The organism is Enhydrobacter sp. (assembly GCF_030246845.1).
In the GTDB taxonomy this organism is placed as follows: domain Bacteria; phylum Pseudomonadota; class Alphaproteobacteria; order Reyranellales; family Reyranellaceae; genus Reyranella.
Map to the genome: position 1 here is coordinate 4,049,200 of NZ_CP126889.1, position 13,196 is coordinate 4,062,395.

13 protein-coding genes are annotated in these 13,196 nt (G+C 66.5%); 8 read left to right on the forward strand and 5 right to left on the reverse strand.

The window, feature by feature from the left end:
- Positions 1–79: 79 nt before the first annotated feature.
- From OJF58_RS20185 to OJF58_RS20195, 3 genes are read left to right on the forward strand one after another with little or no spacing between them, the layout of a single operon-like run.
- A complete protein-coding gene (locus OJF58_RS20185) occupies positions 80–1,273 on the forward strand; it encodes a M20 aminoacylase family protein (protein WP_300779538.1) in 1,194 nt (397 codons plus the stop codon).
- Positions 1,274–1,296: 23 nt separating this feature from the next.
- On the forward strand, positions 1,297–2,157 hold the full coding sequence (locus OJF58_RS20190) for a DUF6671 family protein (protein ID WP_300779539.1): 861 nt from the start codon (positions 1,297–1,299) through the stop codon (positions 2,155–2,157).
- A gap of 38 nt (positions 2,158–2,195) precedes the next feature.
- Positions 2,196–3,197, forward strand: a complete 1,002-nt coding sequence (locus OJF58_RS20195) for a TauD/TfdA family dioxygenase (protein WP_300779540.1) — start codon at positions 2,196–2,198, stop codon at positions 3,195–3,197.
- Here OJF58_RS20195 and OJF58_RS20200 read toward each other — a convergent pair.
- From OJF58_RS20200 to OJF58_RS20215, 4 genes are all read right to left on the reverse strand, one after another.
- Complete coding sequence (locus tag OJF58_RS20200) at positions 3,194–4,099, reverse strand: ABC transporter permease (RefSeq protein ID WP_300779541.1); 906 nt, start codon at positions 4,097–4,099, stop codon at positions 3,194–3,196. The two genes, OJF58_RS20195 and OJF58_RS20200, sit on opposite strands and share 4 nt — an antisense overlap.
- Positions 4,096–5,076: an ABC transporter permease gene (locus OJF58_RS20205; RefSeq protein ID WP_300779542.1), complete on the reverse strand. Its 981-nt coding sequence runs from the start codon at positions 5,074–5,076 to the stop codon at positions 4,096–4,098. The genes OJF58_RS20200 and OJF58_RS20205 overlap by 4 nt, the downstream gene beginning before the upstream one ends.
- A gap of 4 nt (positions 5,077–5,080) precedes the next feature.
- Positions 5,081–6,694 (reverse strand): peptide ABC transporter substrate-binding protein, encoded by a 1,614-nt coding sequence (locus OJF58_RS20210; RefSeq protein ID WP_300779543.1) that lies wholly within the window; start codon positions 6,692–6,694, stop codon positions 5,081–5,083.
- 141 nt (positions 6,695–6,835) lie between these two features.
- On the reverse strand, positions 6,836–7,558 hold the full coding sequence (locus tag OJF58_RS20215; protein ID WP_300779544.1) for an orotate phosphoribosyltransferase: 723 nt from the start codon (positions 7,556–7,558) through the stop codon (positions 6,836–6,838).
- A 268-nt stretch (positions 7,559–7,826) separates the two neighbouring features.
- Here OJF58_RS20215 and OJF58_RS20220 point away from each other — a divergent pair, with 268 nt between their 5' ends.
- From OJF58_RS20220 to OJF58_RS20240, 5 genes are all read left to right on the forward strand, one after another.
- Positions 7,827–8,456, forward strand: a complete 630-nt coding sequence (locus tag OJF58_RS20220) for a DUF1345 domain-containing protein (RefSeq protein ID WP_300779545.1) — start codon at positions 7,827–7,829, stop codon at positions 8,454–8,456.
- Between the two features lie 121 nt (positions 8,457–8,577).
- Positions 8,578–9,219 (forward strand): hypothetical protein, encoded by a 642-nt coding sequence (locus OJF58_RS20225; protein WP_300779546.1) that lies wholly within the window; start codon positions 8,578–8,580, stop codon positions 9,217–9,219.
- Positions 9,220–9,231: 12 nt separating this feature from the next.
- Positions 9,232–11,178, forward strand: coding sequence for an OmpA family protein (locus OJF58_RS20230; protein WP_300779547.1), 1,947 nt, complete (start codon positions 9,232–9,234; stop codon positions 11,176–11,178).
- Positions 11,175–11,678, forward strand: a complete 504-nt coding sequence (locus OJF58_RS20235) for a Rab family GTPase (RefSeq protein ID WP_300779548.1) — start codon at positions 11,175–11,177, stop codon at positions 11,676–11,678. Before OJF58_RS20230 ends, OJF58_RS20235 begins: the two co-directional genes overlap by 4 nt.
- 3 nt (positions 11,679–11,681) lie before the next feature.
- Positions 11,682–12,887, forward strand: a complete 1,206-nt coding sequence (locus OJF58_RS20240) for an adenylate/guanylate cyclase domain-containing protein (RefSeq protein ID WP_300779549.1) — start codon at positions 11,682–11,684, stop codon at positions 12,885–12,887.
- Positions 12,888–12,915: 28 nt separating this feature from the next.
- Here OJF58_RS20240 and OJF58_RS20245 read toward each other — a convergent pair whose 3' ends face one another.
- Positions 12,916–13,191 carry a hypothetical protein gene (locus OJF58_RS20245; RefSeq protein ID WP_300779550.1) on the reverse strand — a complete coding sequence of 92 codons (276 nt, stop codon included), beginning with the start codon at positions 13,189–13,191 and terminating at the stop codon, positions 12,916–12,918.
- Positions 13,192–13,196 lie beyond the last annotated feature (5 nt).

Below are 13,196 nucleotides of genomic sequence, written 5' to 3' on the forward strand. Positions count from 1 at the left end.
TGCGGTGCTGCACACTTGCCGTGCTTGACCCGCTGTCGCCGTTGCTTACGATCCGCACCTATATTTTTTGGAGAAGTCCATGCCGGTTATCAACCGCATCGCCTCGTTTCACAGGGACATGACGGCGTGGCGGCACGACATTCATCGCCATCCCGAGACGGCCTTCGAGGAAGTGCGGACGTCCGACATCGTCGCGGAGAAGCTGAAGTCCTTCGGTCTCGAGGTGCATCGCGGCCTGGCCAAGACCGGCGTGGTCGGCGTGCTTCGTTCCGGGACCTCCAAGCGCGCGATCGGCCTGCGCGCCGACATGGATGCGCTCGACGTGCACGAGACGAACGAGTTCGGTCACAAATCGACCGTTCCGGGCAAGATGCACGCCTGCGGCCACGACGGCCACACGGTGATGCTGCTGGGGGCCGCGAAGTACCTCGCCGAGACCCGGCACTTCGACGGCACCGTCTACTTCATCTTCCAGCCGGCCGAGGAGAACGAGGGCGGCGGCCGCGTCATGGTCGAGGAGGGGCTGTTCGAGAAGTTCCCGTGTGAGGGTGTGTACGGCATGCACAACATCCCGGGCATTCCGGTGGGGCGCTTCGCCGTCAGGCCGGGGCCGATGATGGCGGCCTACGACATCTTCGAGATCGTCGTGAAGGGCGTGGGCGCCCATGGGGCGATGCCCCATCACGGCGTCGATCCGGTGGTGGTGGGCGCCCATATCGTGACGGCCTTGCAGTCGATCGTGGCGCGCAACGTCGATCCCATGGACACCGCCGTCGTCTCGACGACCCAGATCCATTCGGGCGATACTTGGAACGTCATCCCGCAGGAATGCGTGCTGCGTGGCACCGTCCGCACCTTCAAGAAGCCGGTGCAGGACATGATCGAGAAGCAGATCGAGAAGATCGCGCGCAACGTCGCGGCCGGCTTCGGCGCCGATGTCACCAGGTGGCGCTACGAGCGCCGTTATCCCGCCACCGTGAACAGTCCGCAGGAGACCGAGTTCGCGGCGGAGGCGGCCACGGCTCTGGTCGGGATGGACAATGTCAACCGCAATCCCACGCCGGCGATGGGCAGCGAGGATTTCGCCTGGATGCTCCTGAAGAAGCCGGGTTGCTACATCTGGATCGGCAACGGCGACGGCGAAGGAAGCTGCATGGTCCACAACCCGGGGTATGACTTCAACGACGAGATCCTGCCGCTCGGTGCGTCCTACTGGGCGACCCTGGTCGAGCAGCAGCTCGCGCGCCAGTCGGTTCCCCAAGCAGCGGAATAAGGGTCGCGTCCGACAAGTTCGTTGTGGCCGTGTCAGCTCATCCTTATGCCGGTGGCCGGATCGGCCTTGCGACGATCCATGCCAAGGAGCGCGCCATCGCTCCTCCGTTCCGTCGCCTGATCGATGCCAAGGTCGTCGTCGCGCCCAATCTGAACACCGACATCCTTGGCACGTTCACGGGCGAGGTTCCGCGACCCGATGCCCTGGTCGAGACATCCCTGCTCAAGGCGGAGCTCGTGTTCCGCACCATGGATGTCGACTGCGCGATTGCGAGCGAGGGCAGCTACGGGCCGATCGACCGCTTGCCGTTCAACGCCGGCGGCCTCGAAATCATGGCCTTCGTCGACCGCAGGCGCGGCATTCGCCTCGTGGAGACGATGACGACACACCGCACCAACTGGCGCCTGATGGCCTTCGAGGCCGGTGATCCCTCGGTGCCGCAGGCGGTGAAATCACTGGGTTTTCCCGACTATGGCGTGTTCGTGATCCGCGGCAGCGTCGGCGGCTACACTGTCAAGGACCTCGCTACCGTCGACGATGTCGTGGCGGCCGTCGATCGGGAGGCACGGCGCTCGGAGGACGGCAAGGCGCTGGTGGTGGCCGACATGCGGGCCCATCGCAATCCGACGCGCATGAAGGTGCTGCGGGCGCTCGCGTGGCGGCTCGCCAGGCGGTTGGCGACGCTCTGTCCGAGATGTGGGGCGCCGGGCTTCGGACACATGCTGTCGCCCCGCGGCCTGCCCTGCGAGGCATGCGGCGAGCCCACGCACTGGATCGACTTCGAGGTCGACGGCTGCGCCTGCTGCGGCCATGCTGTCGCTCGGCCGCGCAGCGACGGTCGACGGACGGCGCCCAGGCTTTCCTGCAGCGCCTGTCACGGCTGACCGTCGACGGCGGTCGCGCTGCCAAGGAGAAAGAGAGAATGCGCGCTTCGGTCGAAGTGACCCGACCGTTGCCCGGTGCGGCGTTCGGTGCGGTCGCGCGCCTTGCGCGGCCGCTTGCGGCCGGGATGCCCGACGGCTTGCCTCAGCTTCTCGCCGAAGCCGGCGGCCTGCTGCTCATTCCCGGAGCGGGCGAAGTCGGCCGCACGCCGGAGCTGCTGGTGCAGCTCAGCCGACTGTTCGGCCCGGAGGTCGAGGACTACCGGTTTCTGCCCACCGGCCGCGCCATGGTGCACGAGACGCAGCCGGAAATCTTCCTGGTCACGAACACCGTGGCGGGCGCGCGACCGCCACCGGCTCGGCCCGAGCCGCCATTGACGGCCGATGGATTGCTGCCGGTGCAATACCCGCACCGCAAGGGCTGGCATACAGATCAGAGCTATCGTCGGCCGCCGCCGGACATCTCGCTGTTCTATGCCGTGATGCCGGCGGACAGGAGCCGCGGGCAGACTCTCTTCGCCAGCGGCATCCTCGCCTACGAGGCCTTGCCGGCCCGCCTCAAGGAGAGGGTCGAGACGCTGCAAGGGCTGCATGCGCGGCCGGGCACCGGGCGTGGCCGCAAGGACGCGCTGGCCGGCAAGCTGCCCGGGCCGTTCGCGCCACACGAGCGCTCCCAGCCGCAACCGGTTGTCCGCGTTCATCCGGTCACCGGCCAGCGGGCGCTCTATCTCTGTGAATATGGCCAGATGGATTGGTTCGAGGGACCGTTTGTCGGCATGCAGGCCGGCCCGCATGGCGACGGTGCCGCGCTGCTGGACGAGCTCATGAGCCACTACACGAGACCGGAATTCGTCTACGTCCATGAATGGACGGCGGGCGATCTCCTGGTCTGGGACAATCGCTGCCTGATCCATGCCGCCACCTGGTACGACGCCGACAGGGAGCAGCGGCTGATGTGGCGCACGACGGTGCGCGGCAATCCCGGAGCGCTCTATGCCGGCGAGCGGCGGAGCTGGATTCCGCAGGAGGCGGCGTCCGCCTAAAGACGCCGCTCGCTGCGCGGGTCGAGGGCTTCCTGCAGGCCGTCGCCCAGGAAATTGAAGGCAATCACCGTCAGGAAGATCATGACGCCCGGCAGAAGCGCCAGCAGCGGCGCCTGGCGCAAAAGGTCCTGCGCGCCGGTCAGCATGTTGCCCCAGCTAGCCGCCGGCGGCTGCGTGCCGAGGCCGAGAAAGGACAGGGTCGATTCGAGCAGGATCAGGCTGCCGATCGACATGGTGGTCGCGACCACCAACGAGCCGGCCGCATTGGGCAGGATGTGGCGGAACATGATGCGGACGGGGGATGCGCCCAGCGCCCGCGCCGCCCGCGCGAAGTCGCGTGTCTTGAGCGAGAGCGTCTCGGCGCGGACCAGCCGAGCCGCGGTCGTCCAGCCGGTGAGCGCGACGATGACGACCAGGCGATAGAGCGAGAAGGTCTCCGACTGCGCGATCTCCGGGGGAATGCCGAGCTTGCGCGGGTCGATGGCCGCCAGGACGATCAGGAGTGGCAGCAGCGGAAGCGCGATCACGCCGTCGGTGAGGCGCATCAGGAGGCCGTCGAGGCGTCCGCCGAGATAGCCCGCGACGACGCCGATCGCAGCCCCCAGGACAGCCGAAAGGATGGCACCGGCGAAGCCCACCAGCAGTGAGATGCGACCGCCGTCCAGCAGACGCTGGAAGAGATCGCGACCCAGCTCGTCCGTGCCGAGCCAGTGACGGGCGGAGGGTGGCTGGAGCCGGCTGAAAAGATCGGTCATGGCGGGATCGACGCCACGCAGCCGTGCGATCAGGGGTGCGGCCAGCGCCAGCACGAGCAGGACGACAAGGAAGCCGATGGAAAGCTCGGCCAGGCGGTGGCGCAGCAACCGGCGCCAGACGAGGAGCGTGGGACCGGCGGCGATCACGGCGCGCGGCCCGAGAGCGAGACGCGTGGATCGATCCAGGCCAGCAGGAGGTCGGCCAGCAGGTTGCCGGCGACGGTGGCAAACGTTGCGATCAACAGTCCGACGAGGGCGAGATTATAGTCGTTGTCCAGGATCGCCTGGTAGATCGTCTTGCCCATGCCGGGCCAGGCGAACATGGTCTCGGTGATCAGGGCGCCGGAGAACAGCGCGCCGAAGGAAAGGGCCAGAACGGTGAGCACCGGGGCAAGCGCGTTGACGAAGGCATGGCCCAGCAGCACCCGCCGCTCGGACGCGCCCTTGGCGCGCGCGGTGCGGACGTAGTCCTGGCGCAGGACCTCGATCATGGCGCCGCGCATGAAGCGGGTGTAGGTGCCGACCTGGGCCAGAGTCAGCGTGAGGACCGGGAGGATGGCGAACCGCACCTTCTGGTCGAGAGCCGCCAGCCAGCCTGTTCCCGCCCGCAACTCGGCCATTCCCCCGGCCGGCAGCCAGCCCAGCGTCACCGCGAACAGCGTGATCAGCAGCAGGGCGAGCCAGAAGGTCGGGACGGAGATGCCGGCAAAACAGAAGAGATTGACCGTGTAGTCGGCGCTGCTGTGTGGTCGATTGGCGGCCCATATGCCTAGTGGCAGGGCGATCGCGACCGCGAGCAGGAAAGCGATGCCGGCCAGCTCGACCGTATTCAGCAGCCGGGGGCCCAGCACGGCAAGCACCGGCTGACCGAAGGAGCGCGAATAGCCGAAGTTTCCGCTCAGCGCTTGCTGTGCCCAGGCGAGGTAGCGTTCGGTCAGGGGCTTGTCGATGCCATAGACGGCGCGCAGTCGCGCCGCATCGGCGCTGGTCATCCTGGGATCGCCGGAAATCATGAGATCGATCGGATCGCCCGGCATCAGCCCGATCAGCAGGTACACGACCACGCTCATGATCGCGAGTGTCACCACGATCTCGACGGCGCGGAAGGCAAGGTAACGGCCCACGCCGCTATCCCTCCCAGCGCCATTGCTCGACCCACAAGGTCGAGCTGTTGAGCTGTCCGGTCGGACGGACGCCCTTGAGTTGCCTGGGGATCACGAAAGGATCGACGCGGAAGTAGAGCGGCAGGACGGGCAGGTCGTCGGCATACAAGCGCTCGATCTGCGCGAACAGCGTGCGTCGCTTGTCCGGGTCGAGCTCGCGCTCCGCACCGTCGAGGGCCTTGTCCATGACCGGATTGGCATAGCCGGGATAATTCTGCCCGCTCCAGCCGTTCTTTTCGGTCGGGATCTCGTCGGAATGCAGGGTCGAGCGCGGCACCCCTTCGGGCTGTTGCACCCAGGCATACATGGCAAGACCCGTGAACCTGCGATGGTTCAGCGTATCGGAAAAGATACGCGGCGGGAGCGCCTTGATACGAAGCTCGATGCCGACTCGGCGGAGCTCGCTCTGGATCACCTGGGCGATCTGCTCGCGCACGCGGCTGCCCGCGGTGGTGATGAGCTCGATCGAGAACGGCCGACCACCGCGGTCGACACGCACACCGTTCGCCATGATGGCGAAGCCCGCTTCGTCGAGGAGGCGGCGCGCGGCGGCCGGATCGTAGCCGTAGTGCCGGGCGGCGGGGCTGTACATGGGATCGAGGGGGCTGACGTCGCTGTCGGCGACCGGTTGCTTGCCCTCGAACAGCTTGTCGGAAATGGCCTGGCGGTCGATCGCCATCAGGATCGCGCGGCGCACGCGCCGATCCGCCAGGAGCGGATTGTCGAGATTGACGTCGATGTGCTCGTAGAACAGGCTGGGCTTGTAGATGACTTCGTATCTGGTCTTGTATCGTTTCTCGATCGCCAATGCCTGCTCGAGCGAGAGGCCAAGCTCTCCCGGCACATAGTCCACGTTGCCGGACAGGAGGTTGGCCTCGAGCGCCGAGCTGTTCTCGATGAACTTGAAGACAATCCTCTTGAAATAGGGCGTCTTTCCCGTCCAGTGCGCGTTCCGCTCGAGCGCGATGCGGCTGCCCGGCACCAGCTCGCTGACGCGATAGGGACCGAAAGCGAGGCCCGGATTGGTGGGATCGGTGTCGTAGGCGGTGCGCTTGCGATACTCGGCCGGGCTGGCGTCGAAGATCGGCTTTTCGATATGCGTCGGCACGACGACGAGACCGATATCGTTGTAGTCGAAAGTGACCCGATCGACCGTTGCGGTGAAACGGCGGTCGTCCTTGATATCGAGCTTCAGGATCCGTTTGTAGCCCTCGGCCGAAGCTACCCCTGACAGAGGATGCTTGCCGACCTCGAGGGTGAAGGCGACGTCCCTGGTCGTGACCGGAACGCCGTCGCCCCAGGCAAGCGGCCTGATCTCGACATCGATCTCCATACCCTGCCGGCCGTCCGGCAGCTTGATCGTCCGCGCCGTCCCGTCCTTGAGGCTGGGCAGCCGCGTGCAGGCGAGGCACACGAGCTTCCAGTCGGCGTCGTAGGCCGTGAACGGCCGCAAGGTCATGCCCTGGATCAGGGTCCTGGCCAACATCGAGCTGATGAGCGGGTTCATCGTGCCCGGCGCCTGGGTGGTCCCGAGGACCAGATCCTCCTTGCTTGCGGCGCGGGCCGCAACGGCAGCCATGGAAGAGGAAAGCGCAAGTCCAACGAGGGCGCGACGACCGAACATCCGCGCCAAGCTCGCATTGGCGGCGGCGGACCTCAAGCGGGGCGCGCGCTTTCGCCTGGTGCCGGACGATCAGGCGTCCTGCGCGTTGGCGGGATGCTAGCGGCCGAGGCCACTCGGCCGCGATGTCGGCGGACGGCCGCCGTGGCTCGCCGACCATTGCTCCGGTGCTTCGAGGAAGGCCCTGGTCTCCGCGAGCCCCTTCTCATCGAAGTACTTGTGCTTCTGCGCCGCTTCCAGCGCATCCCACCAGGTGGCCAGTGCATGCAGCTTGACGCCGGCCACGGCCAGCGTCTCGATGCTCTGCGGGAAGATGCCGTAGTGGAAGATCACGAAGCAGTCCGTGACCTTGGCCTCGGCCTTCTTGAGCGCGTCGATGAAGACGAGCTTGCTGCCGCCATCGGTCGCCAGATCCTCGACCAGAAGCACACGCTTGCCAGGCTTCAGGTCGCCCTCGATCTGCGCCATGCGGCCGAAGCCCTTGGGCTGCTTGCGGACATAGATCATGGGCTTCTTGGCCAATGCTGCCAGGAAGGCGGCAAAGGGGATGCCCGCGGTCTCACCGCCTGCCACGACGTCGATCTTGTTCCAGCCGATCGCCTTGGCGATGGCCTTCAGCGCATAGCCCATGATCTTGGCTCGCGCCTCGGGATAGGAAATCAGCTTGCGGCAATCGATATAGACCGGGCTCGCGCGGCCCGACGTGAAGATGTAGGGGTTGTCCGGCCGGCAGTGGATCGCTTCGATGTCCAGCAGCAGCCGGGCGGTCTCCCGGGCCTCCGCAGTGCCTGTGGAACGTGCCGAATTTGCTTTCCCGTTCAAGGCTCTAGCACTCGATTTGGCGGCCGATGGAGCGGGCGCCGAGATGGTCTTCCTCTTCGTCGCCATGCTGCTTGCTCCCCCCGCCGCTTGCGACAAAATGACGGCCGTGTGTTTAGCGTTCATCCACAGGACCGGCAAGGGCAGCGACGGTCGGACGCGCGTTCGTGGCAGTGGGCATTGGTTGGTTTCTGATAAGGACTTATCTCTATCGTCGAGGATTCCGATGATGAGGCATCCCGTTCCCGGGTCGCGCCTTGGCCGAGTGCTCATGGCCCGGCGTCGGCTGCTGGCGTCGGTGGGGGCGGGCCTCCTGCTGTTCGCGCTGCTGCCCGAATCCCTGAGGCTGATTACCCGGCTCCTGATGGCCTGGGACCTGACGGCGGCCATCTATCTCGGCGTCGCTTTCGTGATGGTCGCCCGATCGAATGTCGAGACCTGCCATCGCCACGCAGCCCTCTACGACGAGAGCGACTGGGCGATCGTCATGATCGTGGTCGGGAGCGCGGCAGCGAGCTTTGCCGCGATCTTTGCCGAGCTTGCCGTCCTCAGGTCTGCCCACGCCACGCCGTGGGCCAGCCTGTTCGTCACAGCAGCAACCGTCATCCTCTCCTGGACCTTCACCCACGTGGTCTTCGCCTTGCACTATGCGAACCTCTACTACCGTCCCGGCGAGACCGGCTCGTCGGGCGGGCTGAGATTTCCCGGCGATCGGCCGCCGGACTACCGCGACTTCCTCTACTATGCCTTCGTCATTGGCTGCGCGGCCCAGACAGGCGACGTCGACACGATCTCACATGCCATGCGGCGGGTAAGCCTTTGTCATGGCATCGTGGCTTTCGTCTTCAACACCGCCATCCTGGCGCTCTCGATCAACGTCGGAGCGAGCCTGCTCTCGTGACGTGTCCGTTGCACCTCGACCTGCCGCCGGCGTGATCGCTCACGCCCAGTTCATCGAGCAAGCGACTGGCCAACCGGTCGTTCGGGGGCCTACAATGACGACAGAGATATGGGAGGGGGACATGGCAGAAAAGCAGAAATCCGATGCTGGGTCGCCGGGCGCCACCATCGCCGTCGCGCCGGCCGGCAATGGTCTCACCGCGGGGCCCGATGTCGTGGGCGTGGACAAGATCCGCGACCTGCTGTTTGGCAATCAGATGCAGGACTACGACCGCCGCTTCTCCAAGCTCGAGGAACGGTTCCAGCAGCGGTTCAAGGAAATCGAGTCGGAGACGGCGCGCAATCTGAGCGCTCATGATACGAACGCGAAAAAGCAGGTCGATTCTTTGGCAAGCCAGCTTCGGGAAGAAAAAGACCTGCGCGCCGATGCCGACAAGGAGATCGAGCGATCGTTGCGCGAGCAGAACCAGGCGCTGGAGAAGCGGCTGCGCACGATGTCGGACCAGTTGAGCCAGCTCGAGCGCGACTTCGCCGACCGCCTGACACGGGAGGTGCAGACGCTGCGTGACGAGATCAAGCAGCGCAACGAGGACGTCCATCGCACGATAGAGAAGATGTTCGCAGAGCTCTCGAACGTAAAAACAGATCGGAACCTGCTGGCCGGACTCTTCGTGGAAGTGGCCAAGTGCCTGAATCTGGACAATGGTACGAAGAGCGCAGGCAAGGGCGCCGGCGAGGCGTCGCGCGGCTGGCCGGCCGGCTGACCGCTTTGCGAGATGAACCCCTCTGCCGCCGACAAGCTCGAGTGGCTGTTCCGTCCGCCCCCGTCCGATAGCGGGATCGACCGGAAGGCTCTGGCCGGCCTGCTGGTCGAGCTGGCGCGCACCGTCGAGCCGCGGAGTGCGCCGCCGGCCGACGTGTCGGTGCCGCTCGATCCGCGGCTCCAGGAACTGCGCCGTCTGCTGGTCGGGCACGAGATCGAGGTGCTCGGCCGGCTGCGCGAGGTGGTCGAGGATCCCGAGCAGCTCGGCGCGGCAGTGGGCCGTGTCCTGCCGACGGCGGTGGCCTCGAGCGACGCACGGCTGGGCGAGGTGCTGGCGCCGGCACTGGAGAAGGCGACAGCGAGCTCGATTCGCAACGATCCCCGCACCCTGATCGACATTCTCCAGCCGGTGATCGTTCCCGCGATCCGGAAGTCCGTCGGGGAAACGATCGACAACACCTTCCAGTCGCTGAACGAATCGCTGCGGCAAAGCCTTACCTGGCGCGGGCTGCGCTGGCGCCTGGAAGCCTGGCGGACCGGCAAGACTTTTGCCGAGGTGGTGCTCAACCACACGCTCGTCTACCAGGTCGAGCATGTCTTCCTCATTCATAGTCACACCGGCCTGCTGATCTCGCATGTCGCAGCGGAGGACGCGGCGAGCCAGGATCCGCAGCTCGTTTCCTCGATGCTGACGGCGATCCAGGATTTCGTCCGGGATTCGTTCCAGGGGGCCGGCCAGCAAGGGGTCGACACGCTGCGGCTCGGCGACCTCCGCTTGTGGTGCGAGGCTGGAACGTTCGCGATGCTCGTCGCGGTGATCCGGGGCAACCCGCCGGAGGAGCTGCGAGGCAAGCTGCGCGATGTTCTTGGGCGTATCCATGAGGAGCGCCGCCACACGCTCGAAACCTTCGACGGCGACAGCTCCGGCCTTGGCGATATCGAGGCGCGCCTGGGCGAATGCGCGGCGCTGCGCCAGGAGGGCGCGCCCGCGTCCAGGGCCGGTTTCCCGTGGTACGTCTTTCTGCTTGCGGCGCTGCTCGTGGGAATTGCCGGGGGCGTCGGGATCTGGCGATGGGATGTCGCGCAGAAGATCGCGCAGGAGCAGGCTCGGGTAGCCGAGGAGCAGGCGCGCATCCGCGCTGCCGAAGCGGAACGCCGCGCGGCCGAGCTGCGGCGCTGGTCGGACTATGTCGACCGGCTGCGGGCCCAGCCGGGCATCGTCGTCACCGAGGCGGCCGAGCGCGACGGCAAGTTCGTGGTCGCCGGCTTGCGTGATCCGCTCGCTGCCGATCCGACGGCGATCTTACACCAGTCGGGGATCGATCCGGTCAAAGTCGTCAGCCACTGGCAGCCTTATCAGGCGCTCGAGCCTGTCTTCGTGCTGCAGCGGCTGGAGGCGTCGCTTGCGCCGCCACCCAGCGTCACGCTCTCGATCGCCGGCGACCGCATTGTCGCGAAGGGATCGGCGACACCGGTCTGGCTCGCGCGCGCGCGGATGGCGGCGCGCATGATGCCGGCCGGCGGCCCGCAGCTCGACATTTCAGGGGTGCAGGACATCGCCGAGGGCCTCTTGGGCAAGCTGCGCGACTCGATCCAGGCGCACGAGATCCGCTTCAACACCAACGAGTCGCTGCCGGCACCCGGACAGGACGCCGAGCTTGACCGGCTTGCCGCCGGGATCAACGAGCTGACGGGGCTTGCGGCGAGCCTGCATATGATGGCGCGCATCAGGCTCACCGGCCATTCCGATGACACCGGTCCCGGAACCTACAATCTGTCGCTCAGCATTGCCCGGGCGGGCGCCGTTCTGGCATTGCTGAAAAAGCGCGGCGTCGCGGCCGACCTGATCACGATCGGCGGCGCCGGTCAGCTCGATCCGCTCAACGCCGGTGATTCCGACAAAGCCCGGTCGATGAACCGCCGCGTCTCGGTGGCGGTCCGGCTCGAGGACGAGCCATGACGGCGACCGTCCAGAGGAAGATCTGCATGCTGGGTGGCTTCTCGGTCGGCAAGACGAGCCTCGTCAAGCGTTACGTCCAAAGCATCTTCTCCGAGGCCTATCTGACCACGGTGGGGGTGAAGATCGACAAGAAGACGGTGACGCTGGGTGATCGGACCGTGCATCTGATCCTGTGGGATCTCGCGGGCGAGGACGACATGGCGTCGCTCCGGATGAGCTATATGCGCGGCTCGGCCGGTTATGTCCTGGTCGCCGACGGTACGCGGCCGGCGACGCTCGAAACGGCGCTGTCGCTGCGCAGGCGCGTCGAGGCGGAATATGGCCCGCTGCCCTTTGCGTTGCTGATCAACAAGAACGATCTCCGTGAGCAGTGGGCGGTCTCGGACGCCGATCTGGAGGAGCTTCGCCGCGGCGGCTGGTGGGTGCGGTCGAGCAGCGCCAGAACGGGCGAGGGCGTCGACGACGCGTTCACGGATCTCGCCAGCCGCGTCGCGGCCTGATCCATGGAGACCCTGCCCGCGCAAGTGGCCGAGCGGCTGCAGACATTGACATTGGCCGACCGGGCGATCGCCTGGTTCCACATGGACGATACGCTCGTGCTCGTGGGCGCCGGCGGGGACCTCGAGGCCTACGGGCTGGGGGAAGTGCGCCTCGGGGCGCCGGCTCCCGAGCAGGCGGTGTTTCTCGAGGGCCTGCTGCCGCTCGTCGAGACGCCCTATCTGGTGCCATCGGTCGAGATCACCCAAGGCCGCGTCGCCGATCTCCATTTCTGGAGCGAGCAGAGCGGGACCTGGCTGGTGCTGCTGGAAGTCACGTCCGAGCGCGACATGGCGCGGCGCCTGCAGCAGAAGGCCTATGACATGACGCTGCTGCAGGAACGGGAGGCATCCCTCAACCGGCGTCTGGAAGCGGCCAATGCGGCGCTGCTCGCGACCCAGCGCGAGCTCGAAGCGTCACGCGACGAGCTCGCACGCTGGAACAAGACGCTTGAGGAGCGGGTGGCGGCGCAGGTAAGCGAACTCGAGCGGACAAACCGCCTGAAGCGCTTCCTCGCACCCTCGATCGCCGAGCTGATCGTGTCGTCGGGCGACGAGAACATCCTGAAGCGCCATCGCCGCGACATCGCCACGCTGTTCTGCGACCTGCGCGGCTTCACCGCCTTCTCCGAGAGCGCCGAGCCGGAGGAGGTCAGCGACCTGCTGCACGACTATCACGCCACGCTGGTGCCGCTGATCCAGTCGTATGAGGGCACGCTCGACCGTTTCGTCGGCGACGGGCTGATGGTGTTCTTCAACGATCCGCTGCCTTGTCCCGACCCGGCCGAGCGCGCCGTCGGTCTCGCGGTGGCGATGCGGGAGGCGGTGGCGGCGCTCGCGGCGGCGTTGCGCAAGCGCGGCTACCAGATCGGCTTCGGGGTCGGCATCGCGCAGGGTTTCGCGACGCTCGGCCAGATCGGCTTCGAGGGCCGCTTCGACTACAGCGCGATCGGCACGGTGGTGAACACGGCCGCGCGTCTCTGCGATGCCGCGGCGGACGGCCAGATCCTGGTGACGGCGCGAGTCGCCACCGCCGTCGGCGATCTCGCCGAGCTGGCCGACATCGGCATGCTCCAGATCAAAGGCCTCAGCCGTCCCCTTGCCGTGTCCAACGTGGTGGCGCTCAAGTCTGCCGAGCACAAGGTCGTCTGGCTCAATCGCCAGACGCGGTGAGGCCGAAGAAGCCCGCGCGCATCCGTCTCTAGCAGGCTGTTGAAGAAGTGGTCCATCGGCGTGCGGTGAAGGAGATTTCATCGCCGCCGTGGAAGCAGATTTGGCCGATGAGGGTGCCGTCGGACTGCAACTCGGCCCATCCGTCGCCGCAGGCCTCATCCATTTCGTCGTTGCCATCCCAGTTGAACTCGACGGCATCGTGGTCACCGCCGCCGGCAAAGGTGCCGGTCACGCAGCCGAAGGCGAACTCGCCGCGAGTGGGCTCGAACAGGATGTAGGCCGGCCCCATCATGTCGGGAATCATCCGTG